At 59.9% G+C, this 25,660-nt stretch carries 20 protein-coding genes; 13 read left to right on the top strand and 7 right to left on the bottom strand.

The annotated features are described in order from the left end of the window. Positions 1-6 precede the first annotated feature (6 nt). The 13 genes from CFN46_RS09880 to CFN46_RS09820 all read left to right on the top strand — a co-directional run bounded on the left by CFN46_RS09880 (position 7) and on the right by CFN46_RS09820 (position 15,523). Positions 7-348 (top strand): hypothetical protein, encoded by a 342-nt coding sequence (locus CFN46_RS09880; RefSeq protein ID WP_088743409.1) that lies wholly within the window; start codon positions 7-9, stop codon positions 346-348. Between the two features lie 72 nt (positions 349-420). Then, a complete protein-coding gene (locus tag CFN46_RS09875; protein ID WP_088743408.1) occupies positions 421-753 on the top strand; it encodes a hypothetical protein in 333 nt (110 codons plus the stop codon). Between the two features lie 596 nt (positions 754-1,349). Further along, positions 1,350-2,378, top strand: a complete 1,029-nt coding sequence (locus CFN46_RS09870; RefSeq protein ID WP_088743407.1) for a LacI family DNA-binding transcriptional regulator — start codon at positions 1,350-1,352, stop codon at positions 2,376-2,378. 493 nt (positions 2,379-2,871) lie between these two features. Next, a complete protein-coding gene (locus CFN46_RS09865) occupies positions 2,872-4,116 on the top strand; it encodes a Gfo/Idh/MocA family protein (RefSeq protein ID WP_088743406.1) in 1,245 nt (414 codons plus the stop codon). Positions 4,117-4,239: 123 nt separating this feature from the next. After that, entirely contained in the window at positions 4,240-5,967 is a 1,728-nt protein-coding gene (araD, locus tag CFN46_RS09860) for an L-arabinonate dehydratase (protein WP_217897809.1), read from the top strand. Between the two features lie 107 nt (positions 5,968-6,074). Next, positions 6,075-7,031, top strand: a complete 957-nt coding sequence (locus CFN46_RS09855; protein ID WP_176426450.1) for an SMP-30/gluconolactonase/LRE family protein — start codon at positions 6,075-6,077, stop codon at positions 7,029-7,031. Between the two features lie 48 nt (positions 7,032-7,079). Further along, complete coding sequence (locus tag CFN46_RS09850; protein WP_088743404.1) at positions 7,080-7,862, top strand: HpcH/HpaI aldolase/citrate lyase family protein; 783 nt, start codon at positions 7,080-7,082, stop codon at positions 7,860-7,862. Positions 7,863-7,917: 55 nt separating this feature from the next. Beyond that, positions 7,918-8,682 (top strand): SDR family NAD(P)-dependent oxidoreductase, encoded by a 765-nt coding sequence (locus CFN46_RS09845; protein ID WP_088743403.1) that lies wholly within the window; start codon positions 7,918-7,920, stop codon positions 8,680-8,682. Between the two features lie 352 nt (positions 8,683-9,034). Further along, positions 9,035-10,885: a 3D-(3,5/4)-trihydroxycyclohexane-1,2-dione acylhydrolase (decyclizing) gene (gene iolD / locus CFN46_RS09840; protein ID WP_088743402.1), complete on the top strand. Its 1,851-nt coding sequence runs from the start codon at positions 9,035-9,037 to the stop codon at positions 10,883-10,885. 124 nt (positions 10,886-11,009) lie between these two features. Then, positions 11,010-12,212 (top strand): Gfo/Idh/MocA family protein, encoded by a 1,203-nt coding sequence (locus CFN46_RS09835; protein ID WP_088743401.1) that lies wholly within the window; start codon positions 11,010-11,012, stop codon positions 12,210-12,212. A 92-nt stretch (positions 12,213-12,304) separates the two neighbouring features. Then, positions 12,305-13,261, top strand: a complete 957-nt coding sequence (locus tag CFN46_RS09830; protein WP_254918454.1) for a TIM barrel protein — start codon at positions 12,305-12,307, stop codon at positions 13,259-13,261. 164 nt (positions 13,262-13,425) lie between these two features. After that, the gene (locus CFN46_RS09825; protein WP_088743399.1) at positions 13,426-14,931 is read left to right on the top strand and encodes a sugar porter family MFS transporter; all 1,506 of its coding nucleotides are present in this window, start codon (positions 13,426-13,428) and stop codon (positions 14,929-14,931) included. A 196-nt stretch (positions 14,932-15,127) separates the two neighbouring features. Beyond that, on the top strand, positions 15,128-15,523 hold the full coding sequence (locus CFN46_RS09820) for a VOC family protein (protein WP_088743398.1): 396 nt from the start codon (positions 15,128-15,130) through the stop codon (positions 15,521-15,523). A gap of 194 nt (positions 15,524-15,717) precedes the next feature. Here CFN46_RS09820 and CFN46_RS09815 read toward each other — a convergent pair whose 3' ends face one another. The 7 genes from CFN46_RS09815 to CFN46_RS09785 form a co-directional block, all read right to left on the bottom strand. Further along, a complete protein-coding gene (locus CFN46_RS09815; protein ID WP_088743397.1) occupies positions 15,718-17,172 on the bottom strand; it encodes a sugar porter family MFS transporter in 1,455 nt (484 codons plus the stop codon). A 147-nt stretch (positions 17,173-17,319) separates the two neighbouring features. After that, positions 17,320-18,162: a sugar phosphate isomerase/epimerase gene (locus CFN46_RS09810; RefSeq protein ID WP_217897808.1), complete on the bottom strand. Its 843-nt coding sequence runs from the start codon at positions 18,160-18,162 to the stop codon at positions 17,320-17,322. Positions 18,163-18,262: 100 nt separating this feature from the next. After that, positions 18,263-19,765: a CoA-acylating methylmalonate-semialdehyde dehydrogenase gene (locus CFN46_RS09805; protein ID WP_088743396.1), complete on the bottom strand. Its 1,503-nt coding sequence runs from the start codon at positions 19,763-19,765 to the stop codon at positions 18,263-18,265. A 54-nt stretch (positions 19,766-19,819) separates the two neighbouring features. Then, complete coding sequence (gene iolE, locus CFN46_RS09800; protein ID WP_088743395.1) at positions 19,820-20,722, bottom strand: myo-inosose-2 dehydratase; 903 nt, start codon at positions 20,720-20,722, stop codon at positions 19,820-19,822. Positions 20,723-20,850: 128 nt separating this feature from the next. Then, complete coding sequence (iolD, locus tag CFN46_RS09795; RefSeq protein WP_088743394.1) at positions 20,851-22,728, bottom strand: 3D-(3,5/4)-trihydroxycyclohexane-1,2-dione acylhydrolase (decyclizing); 1,878 nt, start codon at positions 22,726-22,728, stop codon at positions 20,851-20,853. Further along, on the bottom strand, positions 22,725-24,716 hold the full coding sequence (gene iolC / locus CFN46_RS09790) for a 5-dehydro-2-deoxygluconokinase (protein WP_088743393.1): 1,992 nt from the start codon (positions 24,714-24,716) through the stop codon (positions 22,725-22,727). Before iolC ends, iolD (CFN46_RS09795) begins: the two co-directional genes overlap by 4 nt. A gap of 118 nt (positions 24,717-24,834) precedes the next feature. Next, complete coding sequence (locus CFN46_RS09785) at positions 24,835-25,617, bottom strand: ATP-binding cassette domain-containing protein (RefSeq protein ID WP_084209753.1); 783 nt, start codon at positions 25,615-25,617, stop codon at positions 24,835-24,837. Positions 25,618-25,660 lie beyond the last annotated feature (43 nt).

The following is a 25,660-nucleotide window of genomic DNA, read 5'->3' as shown; positions in this document are numbered from 1 at the left end:
CACACCATGAAAACTCTGAACCTCAAGACACTGATCGCAACCGTTGCCTTGGCTACCGTCAGCACTGCCACCTTTGCCGCTGATGATAGCGCTGCTGCATTGCGCATTCAGCAGTCGCTTAGCCAGCCGTTGAGCCAAGGATCTTTCCAGCAGACTCCCACGGTACAGGCAACTTTCGCTGACACTGGCATGAGCGTTGCTGCAGGCCGTCTCCAGCAGTCCATCAGCGCCGAGCTGCAGGGCCAGAGTCGCACCGTCGCTTCACAGCAGCAGGAACTCCTGAATGATGCCGGCAAGAGCGTGTCTGCCACCCGTGTCCAGAATGCTCTGAGCGATGCCACCGTCTGATGACGGGTAGCGTCTCGCTGAATTGAATGACTTGTCCGCGATAACACATCGATACGATTGAGGTGAATTAACATGAAAACCATCAAGACACTCTTTGCCGTTGCAGCACTTACAGCCTTCAGTACCGCGGCGTTGGCCGCCGACGACAGCCCTGCAGCACAGCGCGTGCAACAGTCTCTCAGCCAGTCCTTGAATGAGGGCGTCGCACAGCAGGCTGGCGTTTCCCAGGAGACGTTTGCAGATACCGGTATGAGCGTTGCCGCGGGCCGTCTGCAACAATCCATCAGTGCAGAAATTGAAGGTCAGAATCGTAGCGTCGTCTCACAGCATTCTGAATACCAGAATGATGCTGGCAAAAGCGTCGCCGCGACTCGCGTAGAGCAATCGATCAATGAGCGCGTTTAAATCCCGTGCTGCAACGATGTGATACGTCAGCATGAAAAATAGCAGGGTGTTGATATGCCATTGATTGATGAAACACGAGTAGTACCTGATGAAATGCTGGCCGTCGTTGAACCTTTGGGCGGTCAGTTGGCAGGCATCGCGCTAGAATGTTGCTAAAGCACTTGAGCAAGCATTCTGGCTGGTCAACAGACCTCTTGCTCAAATGCTTTACCTGTCCTGAATGTCTTGTTCAGGCATTCGCAGCCCGCCCCCTGGCGGGCTTTCTTGTGGGTGTCAGTTCCGTCGGCCCGCATGCTCTCGGTGACAACGATGCGTGTAACCCTTGGCGTCTTGAAGCGGATTGACGCAGAGCGATGATTCACCTGTTGCCCCTACATGACCTGTGCGCGTGAGAGAAATCGACATTCATATTCATTCTCATTCTCTGGCGCGTTAAGATAAACGAGCGTTCTAATACCAGCCTATTTGGCTGACAGCCGCTATTCCCTTGGAAGATTTCCTTCATTATCGTGGCGTGGGCATCGGGCAATGATGCGCAATCCATGTATTTTGGTATTCCTTTTGGACGCGATATCGACACGGGGCAGGGAGAGAGCATGAGCAAGCAGGACCCATCATCTTCAAAGCGCGTCACGATCACGGATGTGGCCAAAGAGGCCAATGTCTCGATTGCAGCGGTATCACGTGCCATGAATCCTGAAGGCAGCAGCTCTCCCGAAATGCGCAGTCGTATTCTGGCGGTGGCGGAGCGTTTGGGTTACAAGCCCAATCGTCTGGCACGCGGCATCAAGTCGCAATCAAGCCTGATCGGGATCCTCGTGACCAACTTTGAAAATCCCGTGTATCTGGCCATTCTCAGTGAATTTTCCGCCGCCATCCAACGACACAATTGCCATACGTTACTGATCAATGTGAATACCGAGAAAAGTATCTCGGAGGCCGTGTCATTGGTGATGGAGTATCACGTTGATGCATTGATCGTCACGTCGGCCTCCTTGCCGCCGGAACTGGTCGAGGCCTGTGCCCAGCAGAATACGCCGGTCGCCATCTTTGGCCGCGACGGTGAGGATTCAGGAGCTTCTGTGGTGACCTGTGACGATGTCGAAATCGGTCGAATGGCAGCTGATCATCTTATCGATCATGGTTATCGTCGCCTTGCCTACGTGGGTGCCTCCACCAAGGAGCAGGCAACGCTGGATAGAAAGCGTGGCTTCATTGAGCAGCTTGAACGGCGTGAATTACGCTCCTATGGGGTGGGAGAAGGTCATCGTCACAGTTATGATGCCGGTTATGAAGCCACCTGTGATCTGCTTACCGATGTAAACATCATTCCCGACGGTATCTTCTATTTCGATGACATCATGGCCTGTGGTGGCATGGATGCCATTCGTCATGAGTTTTCTCATAGAATCCCGCAAGAAGTCGGTATCGTGGGTGTCGACGATATCCGGTTTGCGTCGAGCAAGTCCTACGACCTGACGACCATCTGCCAGCCATTCAGTGAAATGGTCGACACGACGGTGTCATTGCTTTTCGCCCGCATCAAGCGCGGTGTCTTGCCCCCCACTCGTGTCATCATGCCGTGCCATATCATTCAGCGTGGCTCCACCGAGAGCGTTGACTGACAAAGACCATGGCAGAATTTTCCTGCCAGGTGCCTGTCATTATCGGAGTCATTCTCCTCGTCATGACTCTCCGAATTCCGGCATATCCTCAAATGCCTCCTCAACCATCTCTTTGCTCTGCCATTGCCGCTATCCCCGATGACATCCGTTCAGAGGGTTATGTTTCATGGCATGTCGCCCATCCGGCAGCATGCTGAAGCGTGCTGTGTCACACCTCATGTCAGCCGTTGACCTGCCAGGTGTTTTTCTGTCGTTTCCTGTCTCGTCATGGCCATGACTTTCCTGAGGTTTCAAGCTTGGGACGTGGGTCTTGATGCATGAGAGTGCCACCTCGGTTGCGCCGGATTTCCTCTTCTCGTCCCTTGGTCTAAATCGGATTGAAATTGTTTTCAAAGCGAGTGGCGCTACGCTAGTCTTTCTCTCGAGCACGGCGCCACAGGAGCGCGCCTCACCGAGTAGAACACCGACTCAGCAACCAAGGCAGGTACGCCGCATGATCTACCGTTCAGTCTCAGCCTCAATCGATCCAAGCACGCCTCTGGCCAACGACACTGTCGAAAGCGGTGCTTCTCGATCCAATGACGATGGGCTGTCTCAACCCGTCCTGCGGCTGGGCATGATCGGTGGTGGTGTGCAGTCGTTCATTGGTCAGGTGCATCGTGCGGCGGCTCAGATGGATGGCCAGTACCGATTGGTTGCGGCAGCGCTGTCTTCGCATCCGGCTCGGGCGCTTGCCCAGGCAGAACAGCTCAATGTCTCCCGCGGGTATACCGACGGCGAGACACTGTTGCGCGAGGAAGCAGCCCGCGATGATGGCGCCGAAGTCATCGCCATCCTGACGCCCAACGACAGCCATTTTGCACTGGCCAGGCTGGCACTCGAGCTTGGTTTTCACGTGATCTGCGAGAAGCCGCTGGTCAATAGCGTCGAGCAGGCGCATGAGCTTGAGTCACTGGCAGCACAGGTCAGACGCTGTTTCTGTCTGGCCTATGGCTACACGGGCTACCCGATGGTGCGCCAGGCGCGAGCCATGATCGAGAACGGTGAACTGGGCGAGATTCGCCAGCTGCAGTGCGATTACGTGCAGGGGCATCTGGCTAGTCTGACAGAGGCTGAACGTGCGGGGCATGATTGGCACATGGACCCGGCCATCGCGGGGGAGTCGATGATTCTCAATGATATCGCGACCCATGCCTTCCATATGCTCGAGTTCGTTTCGGGTCTTGAAACACGAGAGCTGAGTGCTGATGTGGTTGCTTGCGTGCCGGGGCGTGAGGCGCATGACAACGCCAATCTGATGATGCGCTACGCCAATGGTGCGCGAGGAATGATGTGGATCACCCAGGCGGCAGCGGGTGCAGAGCATGGCCTGACCTTCCGGATCTTCGGCAGCCTTGGGGGCCTCGAATGGCATCAGGAAACACCCAATCAGCTGTTGCATCGACGTCTTGAAGGCGCTCCAGTCCTGCTCTCCAAGGGGGCTGAGGGATTGCATGAGGCATCCACCCGCATTTCCCGCGTGGCCTTCGGTCATCCGGAAGGATATCGCGAAGCCTTCTCCTCGCTGTACCGAGATCTGTTCGAGGATATCAGTGCGCGAAAGCGTGGGATGACACCGCATCCGTTGGCGCAGTGGTATCCAGATCTGGCCAGTGGTGTACGTGGGGTAGAGTTTGCTGCCGCAGCACTGTCCTCGAGTCAGCATAACGGGGAGTGGGTCAGGATGGATCGGCGCTGATTTCCTGATGCCACCTCGGTCATCGTCTATTGATTGATCCCGAATCATCTCTTGGCAGTATATCTATTGCGCCGTGAGATAGATCGACATCCCGTTCAATTCTCCTCGCCCATGGAGGCCATGATGCACAAGAAACCCGTCGACGAACTGCGCAGCAATCGCTGGTTCAAGCAAGATGACCTACGCTCGTTCGGCCACCGGTCACGCGTCAAGCAGATGGGGTATTGGGGAGAGGAGTTTGTCGGCAAGCCGGTCATCGCCATCATCAATACCTGGAATGATCTCAATACCTGTCATTCCCATTTTCCGGAACGCGTCAAGGATATCAAGCGCGGCATAACCGCAGCAGGTGGCTTTCCGGTAGAACTGCCTGCCATGTCACTCGGCGAACAGCTGATGAAACCCAGCGCCATGATGTATCGCAACATGCTGGCCATGGAAGTCGAGGAATTGCTGCGCAGCTATCCCGTCGACGGGGCAGTGGTGATGGGTGGCTGTGACAAGACCACACCGGGCGTGCTGATGGGGGCCATTTCGATGAACTTGCCCACTATCTATGTACCTGCCGGTGCCATGCTGCGTGGCAACTATCGTGGCCAGGTATTGGGTAGCGGCACGGATGTCTGGAAGTACTGGGACGAGCGTCGTATCGGCAATGTCTCTGATAACGATTGGAGCGAGATCGAGAACGGTATCGCACGTTCACCGGGCACCTGCATGACCATGGGTACGGCAGCCACGCTGATGTCGATCGGTGAGTCGCTGGGCATGAGCCTGCCGGGGGCCTCAAGCATTCCTGCGGTGGACGCGAACCATAACCGTATGTGCTACGCCAGCGGCAAGCGTGCGGTGGAGATGGTCTGGGAAGATCTCAAGCCCACCGATGTGATGAGTGAGGCGTCATTCGACAATGCGATCGCGGTGGACATGGCGATCGGGGGCTCTACCAATGCCATCATTCACATTGTCGCCATGGCGCGCCGTCTTGGTTTCTCTCTGCCCATGGAGCGCTTCAATGAGATATCGCGTCGTGTGCCGCTGGTGCTGAACCTCAAGCCTTCCGGCGAATATCTGATGGAAGACTTCTTCTATGCCGGAGGGCTTCCGGCCTTGATGACGAACATCGGCAGTGAGCTGAAGCTCTCCGCCATGACCGTGACCGGCCGTACCCTGGGCGACAACATCGAGGGTGCCAAGGTCTGGCGCCCGGAAGTCATTCTCCCGCTGGACAGTCCGGTCAATGCCTCGGGCGGGACTGCCGTGCTGACCGGCAGCCTGGCGCCGAAGGGCGCCATCATCAAGCCGACCGCGGCGGACCCTCGCCTGCATGTCCATCAAGGGCCTGCCTATGTGTTCGAGAACATCGCCGACCTCAAGGCACGTATCGATGATGAAGATCTTCCGGTGACGGCTGACAGCATCATCGTGCTCAAGAATGGTGGGCCGGTAGGCGGCCCTGGCATGCCGGAGTGGGGCATGATGCCGATTCCCGCCAAGCTCCTGAAGCAGGGCGTACGCGACATGCTGCGGATCTCCGACTCGCGCATGAGCGGTACCAGCTATGGGAGCTGCATTCTGCATGTGGCGCCGGAAGCCGCCGTCGGCGGGCCGCTGGCCATCGTTCAGACCGGTGACATCATCGCGGTCGATGTCCCCAATCGTCGGCTGGACCTGATGGTCGACGAGGAGGAGATCCAGCGTCGACTGGCGGATTGGCAGCCGCCCAGGGATCGGCACCCTCACGGTTATGCCTCTCTCTACAAGGCACATGTCACCCAGGCGGACGAGGGCTGTGACTTCGACTTTGCCAATGGCGCGCCTGGCAGTACCCCTGAACCCGATATCTATTGAGCGTCGCTGCGTGAAGCAGGGAGATGAGGTCGAGGGTATCGGAGCAGAGGTATGGGAGGCGTGCGCGCACGCAGGTGCCATGGCCATCGTCGACGGGAGTCCAGGAAATGGCGGAAATCGAACTGCTGATAGAGGCCCGGGCGGAACTGGGCGAATCCCCGGTCTGGGATGCCAGTGGCAACAGCCTGTTCTGGGCAGACCTTTATGCCCCGGCGATCGAGCGCTACTGCCTGAGTGATGGCAAGCGAGAGCGTCGCGTGCTGCCAGAGACCTTGGGTGCCTTCGGGCGCTGTGCCGATGGGCGTCTGATCGTTGCCATGCGCTCGGGAATCCATCTGCTCGATTTCGCGTCTGGTGCACTGGAGTTCCTGGCCTGCCCACCCGGAGAGCCGTTGGCTGGCACGCGCTTCAATGACGGCAAGGTCGCGCCGAATGGACACTTCGTGATCGGCACCATGGATGAGGCGAGTCGTTCACGGCCGCTGGGGCATTTTTATGATGTCGCTCCCACTGGACAGACCCAACGGCTGCAGTCAGGTCTCATCGTCGCCAATGGCCTGGCCTGGAGCGCTGATGGACGGCGCATGCTTTTTGCGGATACGCGACGCGACACCATCCATGTCGCGGACTACTGCCCGGAAAGTGGTGTCATGGGCACACCGCATGTATTCGCCGAGACCCAGCCTGCACTGCACGGCCGCCCCGATGGCGGAGCGATGGATATGGCGGGAGGCTACTGGAGTGCAGGCGTCTTTGGCGGAGTGCTCAATTATTGGGATGCCGAGGGACGTCTGGCGCGCCAGGTCTGCCTGCCATGTCCCGGCCCGACCATGCCATGCTTCGGCGGGGCCGACATGACAACGCTTTACGTGACCACCTTGCGCAAGGGCATGAGCCCTGAGGCGCTGGCCGCGGCCCCGTTGTCCGGCAGCGTCTTCGCGCTGGAGGTCGAAGTGCCGGGCGTCCCCGTCGCCGCCTTTGCCTCTCGCTCTCCAGCATCACCCGCCATGCCGAGTGGGGAACGCTCACCCTCCCTGGTCACGATTCGTGAGCCTCACGAGTGACCTGTCCCTTGTGACTTCCACCATTGATGAACTCCAGAGGGAGACCCCATGCGCCTCAATCGCCTCAAGCAACGCATTGCCCAAAAGGAGGGCGTCGTGAATGGCTGGCTCTCCATGCCGTGTGCCTTTTCGGCAGAAATCATGGCCCATCAGGGCTGGGACAGCCTGACCATCGACCTGCAGCACGGGGTGATCGATTACAGCGATCTGCTGCCGATGCTGACGGCCATCTCCACCACTGACACCGTTCCGCTGGTGCGAGTGCCGAGCCTGGAATCCGGTTTGATCATGAAGGTGCTGGATGCCGGTGCCTATGGAGTGATTGCTCCCTTGATCAACAACGCGGAAGACGCCCGGGCACTGGTGGCTGCCTGCCGCTATCCCCCGCTGGGGATGCGCAGCTTCGGCCCTCATCGCGCCATGCTGTATGGCGGTGCGGATTATGCGAAGCATGCCAATGACGAGATGCTGGTGCTGGGCATGATCGAGACCCGCGAAGGCGTGGCGAACCTCGAGGAAATTCTCGCTGTCGAGGGGCTGGATGGCCTCTATATCGGTCCCGCGGATCTGGCGCTCTCTCATGGCCATGCTCCGGGGTTCGATCACGGAGATGGCCCGATGGATACCTTGATCGGTCAGCTCATCGAGCGGGCTCGTCTGCATGACAAGATCGTCGGTATCCACAATGGGGGGGCAGCGCATGCGAAGCGAATGCTGGCACGTGGCTGTGACCTCGTCACCGTCGGGTCAGATACTCGTCTGCTGATGGCAGGGGCCCGCGAGTTGTTGAGTGCCATGGAGCGCGAGACGGATCACCGCGAAGGGTATTGATCGAGGCGTGCGTTACCTGCAAGTCACGAACCCGCGATAGGAGAGGAGAGGCAACATGAGTCAATTTGCACGTTATCCGAGTCTTGAGGGGCGACATGTCTTCATCAGTGGGGGCGCGAGTGGGATTGGCGCCACGCTGGTCGAGCATTTCTGCAAGCAACAGGCCTGTGTGAGCTTCGTCGATATCGATGATGCGGCAGGCGAAGCGCTGGCGGAGCAGCTCTCAGGCACAGGTGGGAAGGTACGCTATCAGCATTGTGACGTGACCGATATTACACAGCTTCGTGCTGTGATCTGTGCCGCCGCTGATGAGTTCGGGACGATTGAAGTACTGATCAACAATGCGGCTCGGGATACGCGTGTGCCTTTGTCGGAGTTGGATGTCGAGACATGGGACAACCTGCAGGCCACCAATCTGCGTCATGTGGTCTTCGCAAGCCAGGCGGTGTTTGCTGGCATGCAGGCAGCGGGCGGTGGGTCGATCATCAACTTCAGCTCTCCCAGTTTCTTGCGGCGTTCGCGTGATATCACGGGCTACTCGAGCGCCAAGGCCGCTACCATCGGCCTGACGCGGACGCTGTCGCGTGACATGGGAGACGCCGGAATTCGCGTCAATACGGTCTTGCCGGGATGGGTCATCACCGAGCGCCAGAAAGCCTTGTGGTGGGACCCGGAGCTTGAGCGCCAGGTGCTGGAAAATCAGAGTCTGCATCAACGTGTGCAGCCGGAGGATGTCGCACGGATGGTGCTGTTCCTGGCCGCGGACGATAGCCGGATGATCACCGCCCAAACCTATATCGTGGATGGTGGGCTGGTCTAGATGGACGGGTCTAGAGGGACGGGTCTGTATGGGCTGTATCGTGGGGAAGAGGGCCGGGACAAGGCGACGTTGCTGATACGCCTCTCGATAGGTGAAACGTGTCTTTTCTGCCTGTCGGATAGGCCACTTCAATCATGCATGAATGACCTTATTGAACTTTGATCCAAGGCGGGGCCTTTTTTTTGAAATTTGGGTGAAAACGTTTTCAAGCACTGCTAGTGTCTTTTCAAACGGTGAAGAATTCAGCGCTGACCATCATTTGCCTGCGTCATGATCACTGAGCTTCAGGTGCCGATTTTTCGACCTGAATGCACACAATAAAACAACGCCATATGCTCGTCGGGAGAGAGGAATGAAAACGATAAAATTGACCGTCTCCGAAGCCATCGCCAGATATCTGGCGGCGCAGAAGATCGACATCGACGGTAAGGTCGAGACCTTGTTCGGTTGCGGGTTTGCCATCTTCGGTCACGGCAATGTGACGTGCCTGGGGCAACAGCTTCACAACATCCAGGACACCATCCCGATCTGGCGCGGCCAGAATGAGCAATCCATGGCGGTTGCCGCCGTTGCCTACGCCAAGGCCAACAAGCGTCAGCGGATCGGGATCGCGAGCACCTCCATCGGGCCGGGTGCCACCAACATGATCACGGCGGCGGGTATCGCGCATACCAACCGACTGCCGTTGCTGATGTTTGCCGGCGATGCGCATGTCTCGCGTCTGCCGGACCCGGTGCTGCAACAGGTCGAGCATGCCCATCAGCCCAGCCTGAGCGTCAATGATGCCTTCAAGCCCGTCACTCGTTTTTGGGATCGCATCACTCACCCCGCACAGCTCATGCAATCCTTGCCGACCGCGATCGCGACTCTGACGGATCCCGCCAATTGCGGCCCGGTCATGATTTCATTGCCTCAGGATATCCAGGGCGTGGCTTATGACTATCCAGAGGCGCTCTTCGAAGAATGCATTCACCATATTCGTCGCCCGGAAGCTGACACACGCTCGATTGAAGCGGCTATTTCTCTGCTGGAAAAGGCCGAGAAGCCACTGATCATCGCTGGCGGTGGTGTGCATTATTCCGAAGCCAATCAGTTGCTGGCGGAGTTTGCTCAGCGTCGCAATATCCCGGTGGTCGAGACCATCGCAGGGCGTTCTTCCCTGCTGCAATCTCACCCCTGCAATATGGGCCCCATCGGCGTGACTGGCTCGAATTCCGCCAATGCCATGGCAGCGGAATGTGATGTGCTGGTGGCCATCGGCACACGTCTGCAGGACTTCACCACCGGATCCTGGTCGGTATTTCGCAATCCGGCGGTGAAGATCGTATCCGTCAACGTGGCGCATATGGATGCCATCAAGCATCGCGCCATGGCGGTCATCGGCGATGCTCGCCACACGCTGGCGCGTCTTGATTCAGGGTTGGGTGAATGGCAGGCCGATCAGCGCTGGCTGGAAAAGGGTCAGGCTGAAGTCGCCGAGTGGAAATCCCTGTGCGCCAACCGCGGGGAGATCGTCGCGGGGCAGATGTCGTCCTACGCCCAGGTCATTGCCAGCGTCAATGCGGTTCAGGAGCCCGGTGATACCGTGCTGACGGCCGCCGGTGGCCTGCCGGCAGAGCTGAACATGAACTGGCAGAGCAAGCAGCTCGGCAAGTTCGACATCGAGTTCGGCTTCTCCTGCATGGGCTATGAAGTGGCCGGTGGCTGGGGTGCCAAGATCGCCAACCCCGACAACGAGGTCGTGGTCCTGGTCGGCGACGGCTCCTACATGATGATGAATTCCGATATCTACAGCTCGGTACTGACTGGCCACAAGATGATCGTTGTCGTCTGTGACAACGCCGGGTTTGCGGTCATCAACAAGCTGCAGAACAACAGCGGCAACCCCTCCTTCAACAACATGCTGGCCGATTGTCGTAGCCAGGCCGACGAGCTGGTACGCGTCGACTTCCTCCAGCATGCCCAGTCGCAAGGTGCCTACGGTGAGCACCTGAGTGACATCAGTGATTTCCGGGCCGCTTACCAGCGCGCCAAGGAGAGCCCACGCACCTACGTCATCGTGGTGGATATCGATTCCACCAAGTGGTCTTCCTGTGACTGCTGGTGGGATGTGGGGCTGCCGGAAGTCGTCCGCGAGGACGTGGATGAAGCGCAGGTGGCCGCCATGAATGCCGGCCGTGTCCATCAGCGCCGCGGGCTTTGATTCTGCTGGACTTTGATTCTGCGTGAGTCGTGAGGTCGGGCGCACGCAGCAACGGGCCTCATGAACACCTCTGCAATGACAACGCCAATTATCAGCACCCATGCATTTGCCAGGAGAATCTCTGATGTTCAATGAAGAACACAATCTCGCGCCGCTGCGCTGGGCCATGGTCGGTGGTGGCCGTGGCAGTGAAATCGGCCACGCCCATCGTGCTGCTGCCCATCGTGACAACTTGTTCCAGCTGGTCGCCGGTGCCTTCGATCTCGACGCGGAACGCGGTCGTGAATTCGGCACCAACCTGGGGCTCGATCCAGAGCGTTGCTACCCGGATTACGCCAGCCTGTTCGAGGCCGAAGCTGCCCGCGACGATGGCATTCAGGCCGTCAGCATCGCCACACCCAACAGTACCCACCATGCCATCAGCCTGGCAGCGCTCAAGGCTGGCCTGCATGTGATCTGTGAAAAGCCGGTGACCTTCACGGTTGCCGAGGCAGAGGAGCTCAAGGCTGAAGCACAGGCGCGCGGTCTGGTCTTCGGTGTCATGTATGGCTACAGCGGCTATCAGATGCTGCATCAGGCACGTGCCATGGTGCAGTCGGGTGAGCTGGGGCAGGTGCGCATGGTCAACATGCAATTTGCCCATGGCTTCCATAGCCAGCCGGTCGAACAGGTCAGCAGCGGCGCCAAGTGGCGTACCAGTCCTGCCGTTTCCGGGCCGACCTATGTGCTGGGGGATCTCGGGACGCACATCTTCTATGCCGGCCAGTTCATCACCGGACTCAAGGTCGAACGCCTGATGTGCCACCGCCAGAGCTTCGTGGCCTCGCGGGCGCCGCTGGAAGACAACGCCCAGGTGTTGCTTCAGTACCAGAACGGCGCGGTGGGATCACTGTGGGCCAGTGCGGTGAATGCGGGCTCCATGCATCAGCAGAAGATTCGTGTAGTGGGAGAGAAGGCCAGTATCGAATGGTGGGATGAATATCCCAACCAGCTGCGCTACGAGGTCCAGGGTGAACCGGTACGGATTCTGGAACGTGGCATGGGCTATCTGGCCGAGGGCGACAACGCCGTGAACAGCAATCGCATCGGCGGCGGCCACGCGGAAGGCTTCTTCGAATCCTGGGCCAATGTCTATCACCGTTATGCCCTCGCCATGCAGGGCGCTGAAGCACGCCGGAATGGCACAGGTACTCAACACCTTGGCCTGTCGGAGCAGGAGCTGGAGTCTCTCTGGTTCCCCAATATCGATGCAGGCATCGAAGGCGTGCGGTTGCTGGAGTGCTGTGTGGAATCCTCTGACAACGAGAATCGCTGGGTCGCGTTCTGATCTGACTGCGACATCAGGAGCGCCTCATGTCGGCTCCATCGATGCCACTCGGTCGGCACCCGATGTGAGGCCTCATTTCCACGTCACTGACGATGGTCATCCCGAAAGACAACGACAACGCCAAGAAGAAGGACATCATCATGCACATCAAGCTTTCCAACGCACCGTGTTCCTGGGGTATCGAGTTCGCCGACAACCCCGCCAATCCCAGCTGGCAGACCGTGCTCGACGAAATCGCCGGCGCCGGTTTCAAGGCGACGGAGCTTGGCCCGCTCAATTACCTGCCGACCGAGCAGGCCGCACTGGCGTCCGCGTTGGACAGTCGAGGGCTCGAGCTGATCGCCGGTACCATCTTCAAGCATCTGCACGATGCGTCACGCCGTCAGGAAATCCTGGATTACACCCGCGCGACCTGTGAAGTGCTCAAGCCTCAGCAGGGCAACTACATGGTCATCATCGACCATGTCAGCTCGCCACGTACTGATGAAGCCGGCCAGCAGGAAACCGCGACCCGTCTCGATGAGGCGCAGTGGAAAGAGATGATGGTCACTATCCGTCAGGTGGCGGAAATCTGTCAGGAATATGCGGTCACACCGGTGCTGCATCCGCATGCCGGCACCTACATCGAGTATCGCGATGAAGTGGACCGTGCGATGGCTGAGCTGGATGCTGATCTGATCAAGCTGTGCATCGATACCGGGCACTGCACCTATGCAGGCATCGATCCGGCTGAGCTGATTCGCACCTATAGCGAGCGCGTCGCCTATATCCACTTCAAGGATATTCAGGCCCCGGTGCTGGAAAGCGTGGTGAAGGATGGCATCGATTTCTATACCGCTATCGGCCAGGGCGTGTTCTGCCCATTGGGGCAGGGCTGCGTCGACTTTGACGCGGTTCGCGAGAGCCTGGAGTCCATCGGCTATCAAGGCTGGATCACCGTCGAGCAGGACGTCGATCCGACCAAGGACAACAGTGCGCTGGAAAACGCCCGCGAAAGCCGCGAATTCATCGAACGCAGCATACTGGAGAAAGGGCTGGCCGAAGCCTGATCCGCATGAAGTCCTGCCGTCATCACGCCAGAAGACGGCAGGGCATGGAAGGTACCGCAATGACTTGTCTCGATCGCGTGGTGCGACAGGTACCACGAGTGCTCGAGATACATCTGCCTCAGCAGTTCTCGTAATACTATAACAATCGATCACGAGAGGTCGTCATGCCCACTTCGCACCCCGGTAGCGATACCGCTACCTCCGCAGCATCAGCCAATCCCGCCTCACCCAAGATTCAAGAGAAGCTGACGCCAACGCAGCTTGTCTTCCTGATCAAGATCATTCTGGTGGCTGCCCTGGGCGGCCTGTTGTTCGGTTATGACACGGGGGTCATCTCCGGGGCCATCGGGCCGATCGCAGAGTATTTCGACCTGTCCGCCGCAGAGAAGGGTTGGGCGGTCTCCTCGGTGGTCATCGGCTGCATCGGTGGCGCCCTCATCGCTGGACGCCTGTCCATTGCCTATGGCCGCAAGGCCGTGTTCATGCTGTCAGCCGTGATGTTCACGGCTTCTGCATTGGGCTCTGGCCTGGCGAGCACCTTCGATGCCTATATCTGGTGGCGTATTCTGGGGGGTATTGCCGTGGGGATGGCCAGTGTCATGGCACCGATGTACATCTCCGAGATGTCACCCGGGTACATGCGCGGGCGTACCGTCAGTCTGTTCCAGCAGTCCGTGGTGTTTGGCCAGATGGTGGTGTTCTTCGTGAACTACTTCATCGCCAAGGGCATGGCGGAAACCTGGATACTGAATCACGGTTGGCGCTGGATGCTGGGGTCTGAAGCCATCATCTCGATCCTGTTCGCCGTGCTGATCCCCTTCGTTCCCGAGTCACCACGCTGGCTGGTGCTCAAGGGGCGCTTCGAGGATGCTCGCAAGGTCCTGGCGCGCTTCTATGATGGCGATGCCATCGACCGGACCCTTGGAGAAATTCAACAGTCCTTCAAGCACAGTGAAAGCAAACGCAATGTCTCGCTGCGCAGCAAAGGCATGTTGGGGCTGGTGGCCATCGGTGTCTTTATCGCCGCCGCCCAACAGCTGACTGGCATCAATGTGGTGATGTATTACGCGCCTGATGTCCTGTCGACGGTGACATCCAGCAATGAAGACGCCTTGCTGCAGACTTCCATCATGGGCGTCACCTTCGTCGCCGGTAACCTGCTGGGCATGCTGCTGATCGACAAGGTCGGCCGTCGACCGCTGCTGATCGCCGGCAGCCTGGGCAGCATCGTCGGCATGACCTTCCTGGGTGTCGTGATCGGCAATGGCGAACCGGGCATAAGCGCCTTGATCGCCCTGATCGTCTATGTCGTCTCGTTTGCCATCTCCTGGGGCTGTGTCTGCTGGACACTGGTGTCCGAGATATTCCCCAATGCGATTCGCGCGCGTGCCATGTCTCTCGCGGTCGCCGCACAGTGGTTGCTGGGCTTTATCGTCACCCAGACCTTCCCGATGATGCGCGAGAGTGATTTCCTCAATGACCTCGTCGGTGGTGGCTTCAGCTTCTGGCTCTATGCCGTGCTGACCTTCCTGAGCCTGTTGGTGGTGCTGCGTTATGTCCCTGAAACCAAGGGCAAGACCCTGGAGGAGCTCGAGAACATCACTGGTAGCCGTCTCAGCAAGCGTCGTCGTCAACTGACACGTCAGGGTCTGCCGTTGACAGCAGAGTAGGTCTCTCTTCATAAGTTGTAGTGCCACGGTGCATGGAATCATTTCCTGTTTCGTGAATCATGCGAACCCCGCCAGCCCTTGTGGAGCTGGCGGGGTTCGCATGATCATTAGGCGTGCACTTGTCACGTCAGGCGTGAACCGATGGCATGACGAATAGTGCGTGCCTTCTCATGTCATCTGTTACCAGGAGTGAGTGATGCAGCATAATATCGCCCGTTACGGCCTCATTCTGAACACCGAATGCTTCGATGCGTGTGTCAGTTTCTACCGTGATCTCTTCGAATTGCCGGTGCTGTTCGAGAAGCAGGCGGACGACAGCAAGCTGACCTGCCTGGCCTATGGAGACGGGTATTTGATGATCGAGCAGGGCGGAAGGGCGATTGAGGGCGGCAAGAGTCCCGAGCAAGGTAGCGCCAAGCTGCGCTTCAATGTCAGCGACATCGAACAGGCCTTGGCGGATGTCAGGGCATGGGGGCTCGATGCCGAAATCGAAGAGACGCCCTGGGGGAGGACGATCCATCTGTATGACCCGGATGGTAATCGAGTAGGGATTCGAGATGAGGCCGGATTCGTGGGGCAGATGGCGAATTGAGCGCATGTGCAATGCCAGGAGGAGGCCCTGTGCTGTACTGCTGAATTTTCCCCACCCGGGCTCCCTACAGGAAAGCTCCTTGCCAAGGCCACGTGATCAGGTGGTCGGCAAGGAGCTCATGTGGCATGCAACTCATGTGTCATTGGGCACATGGGTCATGACGCCCAGGCGACGCTGGGCGTCACCAATGGCCGTCAGCTGCTCAAGCTTGTGCTGGCGAGCGCCCGCCGACGTTTGCTGAGGCGAGTGCCTGTGATGTTCTCAAGCTCTTCCAGGGTCTTGCCCTTGGTTTCCGGTACATAGCGCAACACCACCAGCAGGCTCATCAGCGTCAGCACGGCATAGAGCCAGAAGCTGAAACCGCTGCCAAACAGGTGGTTGAGCCAGTCACTCTCGCGCAGCATCGGGAAGGTCTGCGTGACAATGAAACCCGCGAACCATTGGCCAGCCACGGCCAGCGCCATGGCGCGTCCACGAATCGCGTTAGGGAAGATTTCTGACAACAGTGTCCAGCAGACACAGCCCCAGGAAATGGCGAAGGACACCACATAGACGATCAGCGCGAACAGCGCGCCATAGCCCACCGCGTCTCGCCCGATGATGATGCCCAATGCACACATGCCGATCATGCTGCCGATACTGCCGGCAATCAGCAGTGGGCGGCGCCCGACCTTGTCGATCAACAACATCCCCAGCAGGTTACCGCCCACGAAGGTGACACCCATGATCGAGGTCTGCAGCAGGGCATCCTCACTGCTGGCGGTCACCGAGGACAATACGTCCGGGGCGTAGTACATGACGACATTGATACCGGTCAGTTGCTGGGCACTGGCGAGGAAGACGCCGAGTATCACCAGCCCCAGCAGGCCGCGCTCACGCAGACTGATGAGATTGTCCCGCGAGGAGTCACGATAGGAGGTGATGATGCTGTTGAGTGTCTGGTCCAGGTCTTCGGCAGGAGTGAAGCGGCTCAGTATGCTGCGGGCTTGCTCGGGATGACCTCTCAGCACCAGCCAGCGTGGCGATTCCGGAATGAAGAACAGCAATGCGCCGAACAGCAAGGCGGGCAGGGCCTCGGACCCGAGCATCCAGCGCCAGCCATGATCGATCATCCAGTGTTCGGCCATGCCCTTGGCGATGAAGTAGTTCACGAAGAACACCACCATCTGTCCGAAGACGATTGACTGCTGGAACAGGCTGACGGTACGTCCTCGCAGATGGCTGGGGGACATTTCAGAGATGTACATCGGCGCGACCACACTGGCCAGCCCCACCGCCATCCCGCCGATGATGCGCCACAGGGTGTAATAGTGGAAATCAGTCGCCGTGGCAGAGCCGATGGCGGAGAGCAGGAACAAGATGGCGGCAATCAGGAAGGCCTTGCGTCGGCCGAATCGGATGGAGATCCAACCGGCGCTGATGGCCCCTGCGATACAGCCGATGACGACGGAGGACACCGCCCAGCCTTTTTCCGCGGGTGTCAGTTGGAAATATTCAGCGATGGGGCCGATGGCTCCGGAGATGACGCCGGTGTCATAACCGAAGAGCAGTCCGCCCAGAGTGGCGATCAGCGTGATACGTATCAGATAGCCGAGTTGCTGACGTGACAGGGAATGTCCGGCCCTGTCGGGCGAGAGCTTGGCAGTCATGGGAAATCTCCAGCGTTGGGACGTGAAGGCGTCCTGCGCAGATGGCAACAGGCAGACGGGTGGGTTGGCGTGACTCGCTGCCCGCGATGTTGTTATGCCCATGCAGGTGATGAGGTATCACTCCATGGAGGTGAGGCGCCTGAAGGCTCAGGCAGGTACGTCGAGCGCGAAATGCTGGCGAAGCGCCGAGACACTGCGTGACAACTGATCTTCCAGTGTTGTCAGATAATCGCCCGTCTTGACCGGCGTGAAGGGGTCAGGACCCATGGCCGGTGCCTCGACGATGATCGGGCCGTCATAGTGCATGGCACTCAGCTGGGTGAATTGATCCGCCAGCTGACTATGCCCCTGACCGATACCGCCGCGATTGGAGTCGGCGACGTGATAAAGCCCCAGGTGATCGCCAGTCTCGGCCAGTGCGCGCACGGGGTCAGGCTCTTCGATATTCATGTGGTAGGCATCCAGCAATACCTTGAGCTGGGGAGAACCGATGTCCTGGATGAGCCTGCGACACTGGGCTGCAGTGTTGATGAGGTGGGATTCGTAGCGATTGAGAACTTCGAAGACGAGCGGCACCTCGCGACTTGCTGCATAGTCACACAGTGGAGTGAGCACTTCGACGAGGTGGCGGTATTCGCTGTCTTGATCACTGCCATCTGCGGGACGGATTCGCCCCACGAGTCCGTGCAGTGAGACTCGCGCGCCGCCGAGCGCCTGGGCAAAGTCGATCAGCTGTCGATAGTAGGTCTCGGCAGCCTCGCGATCCGACGCGTCGGGAGAGGCGGGATCGCAATCTCCCGGCGTGAGTGAGAACACTTCCAGCCTATGGGTCTGGCAAAGGGCGCGGATCATGTCTGGTGTGAAGGCGTCGAGATCGCCATGCAGTTCCACCCCGTCAAATCCCAGGCGTGCGGTCCGCGCGAAGATATCCTCGATCGGCAGCGGGCCGAAGGTCCAGGTACAGACACCCACTTTCATGTTGTGCGTCATGACGTGCCTCCATGGCGGTCATGTGCCTTACCGGTCTGGCAAGGCGCGATGAAAAGCGGTCGGGCATGACGCTGTCATGCCCGACCCTGAGAGTGGTGGATCAGAGTGTCGGCATGGTGAAGTGGCTGGCTTCACTGCGCAGACCGTCAGGCCAGCGGGTGGTGACGGCTTTCATGCGGGTATAGAAGCGCACGCCATCCGGGCCATGCATGTGAAGCGGGCCAAAGAGAGAGCGCTTCCAGCCGCCAAAGCTGTGGAATGCCATCGGTACAGGAATCGGCACGTTCACGCCGACCATGCCGACCTGAATGCGAGTGGTGTATTGGCGGGCAGCATCACCGTCGCGAGTGAAGATGGCCGTGCCATTGCCATACTCGTGGGCATTGATGAGCGCGATCGCCTCATCGAGTGACTCCTGACGAACCAGACACAGGACCGGTCCGAAGATTTCCTCGGCATAGATGCGCATGTCTGGGCGGACATGATCAAACAGGGTCGCGCCCACGAAATAGCCGTTCTCGTGTCCGGGCACCGTGATGTCACGCCCATCCACGACCAGCTCCGCGCCTTGCGCGACACCGCTGTCGATGAACTCGATGACCTTGTCGGCATGCACGCGTGAGATCAGCGGTCCCATGTCATTTTCCTGACCCTCGACTTCGCCGGGGCCGACTCGCAGGGTGGCCATGCGCTCGAGGATCTTGTCACGCAGTCGCTCTGCGGTCTGCTCGCCGATCGGGACTGCCACCGAGATCGCCATGCAGCGCTCACCGGCACTGCCGTACGCCGCGCCCATCAGGGCGTCTGCCGCCTGATCCAGATCGGCATCCGGCATCACGACCATATGATTCTTCGCCCCGCCCAGGGCCTGGACTCGCTTGCCATGTGCCGAGGCAGTGGAATAGATGTACTCGGCGATCGGGGTGGAGCCGACAAAGGACACGGCTTCGACACGCTCATCGGTGAGCAGGACATCGACGGCTTCCTTGTCACCGTTGACGACGTTGAACACGCCCGGCGGCAGACCGGCCTCCGTCAGCAGTTCCGCCATGCGCAGCGGGGCAGAGGGATCTTTCTCGGACGGCTTCATGATGAAGGTATTCCCGGTGGCCAGGGCGATGGGGAACATCCACATCGGCACCATGGCCGGGAAATTGAAGGGAGCGATGCCCGCGCACACCCCCAGCGGTTGCATCAGAGAGTGGCTGTCCACCCCGGTACCCACGTTCAGCGAGTGCTCGCCTTTCTGCAGGTGAGGCATGCCGCAGGCGAATTCGACGACTTCCATGCCGCGAGTCACCTCGCCAAGCGCATCCGAATGCACCTTGCCGTGCTCGCGGGAGATCAGCGTGGCGAGTTCGTCGCTGTGCTTTTCCAGCAGCGCCTTGAAACGGAACAGGATGCGTGAGCGCTTGAGCGCCGAGGTATTCGACCAGCCAGGGAAGGCGGCGCTGGCGGCCGCGATGGCACTGCGAGTTTCCTCGGCGCTGGCCAGCGCGACACTGGCGGACTGCTCACCGGTCGCAGGATTGAAGACCGCCGCATTGCGACCACTGTCGCCGGGTTGGATCTGACCGTTGATGAAGTGATGTAACTGTTGCATGAGGCATCCTTTGCGTCTTGTTCAGGGGTGTGGCGATGTCTGAAAAGGGGGAAATCAGTTGATGAGGCCTGCGTCCCGGGCAAGCCGGGAGAGGTTTTGGTAGCCCAGAGTGGCGTAGGTCAGCGGGTCGGCAACGGAGGGATCCTGCTCGGCCTCCACGACCAGCCAGCGCTCTGTATCCTTGCCGTAGCCTTTGCGTGCCAGTACGGCGAACAGCGCGGCGAAGTCGATCCCGCCATCCCCCGGCACGGTGAACACGCCATCGAGTACGGCATCCAGAAAGGACTTGTCACGGTTGATGGCGTTATCCATGACGGCGAGACGAATGTCCTTGCAGTGCACATGGGTGATGCGGTCCGCGTGGCGCTCGGCGATGGTGACGGGGTCTCCACCGGCATAGGTCAGGTGGCCGGCGTCCAGCAGCAGTCGTACCTGTGTGGTGGAGGCCATCAACCGTTCAATGTCGGCCTGGCTCTCGATGACGGTACCCATATGGTGGTGATAGGCCATCTCCACGCCCTGGTCTGCCATGTGGCGTGTTACGGCATCCAGCCCGGTGGTCAGTCGTTGCCAATCGGCATCGTTCATGACCGGGCGCCGCGAGACAGGCATGTCCTGGTCACCGTGCACGCAGCGACTGACCTCGCAGTACACCATGACTGTCGCGCCGCAGGCTTTCAGTAGCTGAAGGTGGTCATCCAGCGCGGCAATTTCCTCGTCAATGCTGCGTTCCAGCAGGCGGCTGGAATACCAGCCGGAAACGAGAGCCAGATCGTGCGCGCCGAGTGCGCGAGACAGGGCCTGCGCCTCGCGCGGGAACTTGTTGCCCAGCTCGAAGCCTGCGAAACCGGCCTGACGCCCCTCGGCAAGACAGACTTCCAGCGGTGTGTCGGCACCGAGGCTTGGCAGGTCGTCGTTGGTCCAGGTCAGCGGGTTGATGCCCAGGCGAATGCTCATGGCGGTATCCTTCTTCGAGATATTGAGATATCGAGAGTGCAGGGAGGCACGTTGGCCTCCGAGAGATGGCGTATCGTCCAGGCCGGCCAACTGATGTCGCAATGGCGGTTGGCCGGCCCTGAAATGCGTCAGCGAGCTTGCTGGCGTTTGTGCGACAGATAGCCCTGATAGGCGTCGCGGACGGCTTCGCGTTCGCTGACTTCGGGAATGGCGACTTCCCACCAGTGCCCGCCTTCCTGGGTGGAGGGCAATGGGTCCGTGTCGAGCGCGATGACGTAGGTCGTCGATGAGGCCCGAGCACGCTCGAGCGCGGCGTCCAGTTCGCCAATCCTCGTGACCTGTTCGGCCTGACAGCCCAGTGCACGAGCGTGCGCCGCAAAGTCCACCTTGGGGGCGCCTTCCGGAACGGTGCGGCAGTCCTTGAGCAGGTTGTTGAAGCCGGCGCCGCCGGTGGCATGTTGCAGGCGATTGATGCAGCCGTAGCCTCGGTTATCGAGTACGACGACGGTCAATTTGTGGCCCAGCATCACTGAGGTGGCCAGCTCGGAATTCAGCATCAGGTAACTACCGTCTCCTACTACGACGGTCACATCACGCGATGGGTGAGCCATCTTGACGCCCATCCCGCCGGCCAGTTCATAGCCCATGCATGAGAATCCGTACTCGACGTGATAACTGCCGGGGACAGTGGCCGCCCATAGCTTGTGAAGCTCACCTGGCAAGCCACCGGCAGCACAGACCACCGTGGTGTCATCTGTCGCTTGACGATTCACGGCCCCGAGCACCTGGGCATCGGTTGGCAGCGCGAGTCCCTGATCAGCCATCACGCTCTCGCGGACCGCTTCCCATTCCTGCTTGAGCCCGGATTGGCGTTGCACCCAGCTGTCTGGCGCGGCCCAGTCACCCAGCCCTGCCGTCAAGGCCTCAAGTCCCCGCAGGGCATCGCACTGCAGTTGCTGTGCGCCATGCTTGACGGCATCGAAGCGACCGACATTGAGGTTGATGAGTGTCTGGCCGGCGGCTTCAAAGAGCGTGCGAGAGCCGCTGGTGAAATCCTGAAGTCGTGATCCGATGGCCATGATGACGTCGGCTTCACGTGCCAGCTGGTTGGCGCTGGCCGCGCCGGTGACACCGATTGCGCCCATGTTGCGAGCGTGGTCCCAGGGCAGGGCGCCCTTGCCTGCCTGTGTCTCGACCACTGGAATGCCGTGTTGCTGGGCAAAGGCGGCGAGGGCCTCGCACGCCTCGCTGTAATGCACGCCACCCCCGGCAATCAGCAGTGGCCGCTTGGCTGTGCGCAGTGTGTCCAGGGCTGCCACCAGCTCTTCCTGAGCGACGGGAGCGCGACGGATGTGATGCACCCGACGGGTGAAGAAGTCTTCCGGCCATTCGAAGGCAAGCGTCTGGACATCCTGTGGCAGACACAGGGTGGCAGGGCCACAATCCACGGGGTCCAGCAGCGTGGCCAGCGCCTGAGGCAGGCTGGTCAGCAATTGTTCCGGTCGCGTGATGCGGTCGAAGAAGCGTGATACGGGACGGAAGCAGTCATTGACGCTCAGTCCCGGGTCATTGAAGTGCTCGACCTGTTGGAGCACCGGGTCCGGTGCGCGGCTGGCGAAGGTATCGCCGGGCAGGAACAGCACCGGTAACCGATTGACATGAGCAAGCCCGGCAGACGTCACCATGTTGGTGGCACCAGGCCCGATGGACGAGGTACACGCCATGATGCGACGGCGATTGTTGGCCTTGGCGTAGGCAATGGCCGCATTGGCCATGCCTTGTTCGTTGTGGGCGCGATAGGTGGGAAAATCATCGCCCGCGGCGTGCAAGGCCTCGCCGAGACCCGCCACGTTGCCGTGGCCGAAGATGGCGAAGCAGCCACCGAACAAGGGGACTTCCTGTCCACATTGTTCGATATATTGCCGGCTCAGGTAGCGCACCAGTGCCTGGGCGACGGTCAGACGCACGGTACCCGGCGCCGCCGCCGAGTGGAAAACGGGGCTCATTGCAGGACTCCTTCTGCGAGCGGTGTGGCAGGACTGACATCCGCTGCGCCGCAATGGGCATCACGCAGCTGCTGCCAATGGGTGATCAAGTCGAGATAGTTGTCAGCGGCCTGACGAATCAGGGTCGCATCGTCAATGCTGCCTGACAGCCAGGCCTGGCTGGGGGCAGTGAACAAGGTGCGTCCGACGGTGAACCCCTTGCAGATCGGGAAACGCGCTGCCTGCTCGAAACCGCGTTTGACCTCTTCGATCGGCGCATCAAGCCCCAGCAGCACGACACCATGACACCAGGCGTCGCGAGCGCTGATGATTCGGCTGACGCGTTCCCAACCTTGCGTCGTCAGAGCGGGCAGTTTCCACCAGTCCGGGCGAATGCCGAGGTTGTAGAGACGCTCCAGGCTACGTGGAACGGTGGTCTCATCACAGGCGGGTGCGTCTGCCTGACGTGGCGGGATGACTTCGATGAGCAACTCGTGCCCCGACATGCAGCAGGCGTCATACAGCTGGCGCAGGCGGGCTTCCTGATCGAGGCGCAGCGTGGCCTCATCGTCCGGGTGATAGAACACGAGGCACTTCACGATGTGGTGGCGCGGCCAGCGTCGCAACTGGCTACCGATGTCATCACCATGCTGGAAGCGCAAAGGCCGTGAGCTGGGGAGCTCGACCGGACGGCCTACCCACCAGTCCAGTGCTGCCGTGTCATTGAGCGCATCCTGTCCCAGGACATCATCACAGAGAATGGCAGGGCGCTGGATACCGGCCTGTTGCGCCGCGCTGCGGGTGGCCTCTACCAGTAGCTGCTTGAGGCGTGGCAGGCGCTCGGGGTCGCCTTCGACATCGCGTGCCATGTCCAGGAATTGACGACGGTGATCGAATGCCAGCCCCAGCACGCTCTCCCAGTGCGCTACCCGACGAGTGGTGACGCGATGCAGGTGGGTCAGATGATCATCAAGGTCCGGGCGTGGCACGGACTCGCGGCGGCTCAGATAATCGAACAGTTCCGCTTCCGTGGGCATGGCAGGTGCACATCCATGGCGAGACACGACCAATGCGCCACACGCGTTGGCGTAATGGCCGCAAGTGCCCCAGCTTTCATCGCGAAGATAGCCACGCAGGAAGCCACTCATGAAGGCATCACCGGCGCCAAGCACGTTCATGACCTCGACCTTGACACCCTCGACCAGAATGCCGTCTTCCAGATGTCGTGGGATGTCGCCCTCGAAGATGACGCAGCCGCGTGCCCCTATCTTGCATACGAGCACGGCATCGCTGTGACGGCGAACCTCGCGCAGCGCGTCCAGCGTGTCGGTACTGTTGCCCGCGATATGAAACTCTTCTTCCGTGCCGACGATCAGGTCGAAGTCACCCAGCCAACGGGCCATGTGCTGACTGACACTCTCGTCCGCGACAAAGCGCGTCTCGCCATCCCCGATGCTGGTCAGCCCCCAGAGTACGGGGCGATAGTCGATATCCAGCACGCGCTTCACGCCAGCCTCGCGTGCGGCATCCAGTGCCTTGCGGGCGGCACGTTGGGTGCGGGGAGTGGAAAGGTGGGTGCCGGTGATCGCCAGGGCGCGGGCTCGAGCGATGAACGCCGGGTCGACATCATCTTCATCAATGGCCATGTCGGCACAGTCGTTGCGCACGAAGAGCAGCGGGAACTGGTCCTTGTCCTTGATGCCCAGAAGCACCAGTCCGGTCAGACGTTCGGGGTCACGTTTGAGATGGCTGACATCGCAGCCGACCGAGGCGAGTTCCTCGCGCAGGAATTCGCCCATCTGCTCATTGCCGACGCGACCCAGCATCGAGGAGTTGAGTCCGAGGCGTGCCGTGCCATACGCCATGTTGCCGGAGCTGCCGCCCAGATATTTCTTGAAGCTGGTGGCGTCTTCGAGGCGCGCACCGATCTGTTCGGCATAGAGGTCGACGGCGACGCGGCCGAGGCAGATGACATCCAGGTCAGGTGAGTGAGGTGAGTGGCGCGTCATTGGCATGTCCCTTGATATAGGCCGGTGATGACCGGCATTGACAGTAATCGGTGCACGTCGAGGCGTTGGAGCAGCCTCGACGTCTCTGTTGCGGCGTGACCGGCGCGATGGTGCCGTGTCAGGCCACCGTGGCGGCGTCCATCCGCTGGAATTCCGCCAGTTCCGCATCCAGGCTGGCCATTTCCTCGCCGCCGGCCATCATGTTGAGCACTTCCTCCCGCGTGATGTCTTCCTTGCGCCAGCTACCCAGAGAGGTACCGCGTTTGAGCAGGGTGAACGCATCTCCGATGGGATAGGCATGATGAACGTTGTGCGTGATGAAGATGACCCCGAGCCCTCGATTGCGAGCCTGTGCGATATAGCGCAGCACCTTGGACGCCTGCTTGACCCCCAGTGCCGAGGTCGGCTCGTCAAGAATGAGCACCTTGGCACCGAAGTAGACGGCCCTTGCGATCGCCACGCACTGACGCTCACCGCCGGATAGGGTACCCACCGGCTGGGACGGATCGCGGACATCGATCCCGATCTTGGCCATTTCTTCCCGCGCGACACGGTCAGCGAATGCCCAGTCGACACGTTTGAAGAGGCCGACCCCCTTGGTGGGCTCACGTCCCATGAAGAAGTTGCGGGTGATCGACATCAGGGGAATCATCGCCAGATCCTGAAAGACCGTCGCGATGCCGGCATCAAGCGCCTGACCTGGTGTCGTGAAGTTGGCAGGGGTGCCCTCGAGCAGCAGCTCACCGTGGGTCGGGGCATGTACCCCTGACAGGGTCTTGATGAGGGTGGACTTGCCGGCGCCATTGTCGCCCAGCAGGCACATGACTTCGCCTGCGTACACTTTCAGCGAAATGTCGGAGAGAGCGACCACATTGCCGAAGTGCTTGTCGACGGCCTGCATCTCGATCAATGGCGTGCGAGTGTCAGCGGCTTTCGGGGTGTTA

This window comes from Cobetia sp. QF-1, assembly GCF_002213105.1.
Lineage (GTDB): Bacteria > Pseudomonadota > Gammaproteobacteria > Pseudomonadales > Halomonadaceae > Cobetia > Cobetia crustatorum.
Note: the sequence above shows the minus strand (reverse complement) of the source record. Positions and strands in the feature narration are given on the sequence as shown.

Excerpts from the sequence above, each read along its gene's own strand:
- CFN46_RS09880 (WP_088743409.1), top strand. The coding sequence starts at position 7 with ATGAAAACTCTGAACCTCAAGACACTGATCGCAACCGTTGCCTTGGCT.
- CFN46_RS09875 (WP_088743408.1), top strand. The coding sequence starts at position 421 with ATGAAAACCATCAAGACACTCTTTGCCGTTGCAGCACTTACAGCCTTC.
- CFN46_RS09870 (WP_088743407.1), top strand. The coding sequence starts at position 1,350 with ATGAGCAAGCAGGACCCATCATCTTCAAAGCGCGTCACGATCACGGAT.
- CFN46_RS09865 (WP_088743406.1), top strand. The coding sequence starts at position 2,872 with ATGATCTACCGTTCAGTCTCAGCCTCAATCGATCCAAGCACGCCTCTG.
- araD (WP_217897809.1), top strand. The coding sequence starts at position 4,240 with ATGCACAAGAAACCCGTCGACGAACTGCGCAGCAATCGCTGGTTCAAG.
- CFN46_RS09855 (WP_176426450.1), top strand. The coding sequence starts at position 6,075 with ATGGCGGAAATCGAACTGCTGATAGAGGCCCGGGCGGAACTGGGCGAA.
- CFN46_RS09850 (WP_088743404.1), top strand. The coding sequence starts at position 7,080 with ATGCGCCTCAATCGCCTCAAGCAACGCATTGCCCAAAAGGAGGGCGTC.
- CFN46_RS09845 (WP_088743403.1), top strand. The coding sequence starts at position 7,918 with ATGAGTCAATTTGCACGTTATCCGAGTCTTGAGGGGCGACATGTCTTC.
- iolD (WP_088743402.1), top strand. The coding sequence starts at position 9,035 with ATGAAAACGATAAAATTGACCGTCTCCGAAGCCATCGCCAGATATCTG.
- CFN46_RS09835 (WP_088743401.1), top strand. The coding sequence starts at position 11,010 with ATGTTCAATGAAGAACACAATCTCGCGCCGCTGCGCTGGGCCATGGTC.
- CFN46_RS09830 (WP_254918454.1), top strand. The coding sequence starts at position 12,305 with ATGGTCATCCCGAAAGACAACGACAACGCCAAGAAGAAGGACATCATC.
- CFN46_RS09825 (WP_088743399.1), top strand. The coding sequence starts at position 13,426 with ATGCCCACTTCGCACCCCGGTAGCGATACCGCTACCTCCGCAGCATCA.
- CFN46_RS09820 (WP_088743398.1), top strand. The coding sequence starts at position 15,128 with ATGCAGCATAATATCGCCCGTTACGGCCTCATTCTGAACACCGAATGC.
- CFN46_RS09815 (WP_088743397.1), bottom strand. The coding sequence starts at position 17,172 with ATGACTGCCAAGCTCTCGCCCGACAGGGCCGGACATTCCCTGTCACGT.
- CFN46_RS09810 (WP_217897808.1), bottom strand. The coding sequence starts at position 18,162 with ATGACGCACAACATGAAAGTGGGTGTCTGTACCTGGACCTTCGGCCCG.
- CFN46_RS09805 (WP_088743396.1), bottom strand. The coding sequence starts at position 19,765 with ATGCAACAGTTACATCACTTCATCAACGGTCAGATCCAACCCGGCGAC.
- iolE (WP_088743395.1), bottom strand. The coding sequence starts at position 20,722 with ATGAGCATTCGCCTGGGCATCAACCCGCTGACCTGGACCAACGACGAC.
- iolD (WP_088743394.1), bottom strand. The coding sequence starts at position 22,728 with ATGAGCCCCGTTTTCCACTCGGCGGCGGCGCCGGGTACCGTGCGTCTG.
- iolC (WP_088743393.1), bottom strand. The coding sequence starts at position 24,716 with ATGACGCGCCACTCACCTCACTCACCTGACCTGGATGTCATCTGCCTC.
- CFN46_RS09785 (WP_084209753.1), bottom strand. The coding sequence starts at position 25,617 with ATGCAGGCCGTCGACAAGCACTTCGGCAATGTGGTCGCTCTCTCCGAC.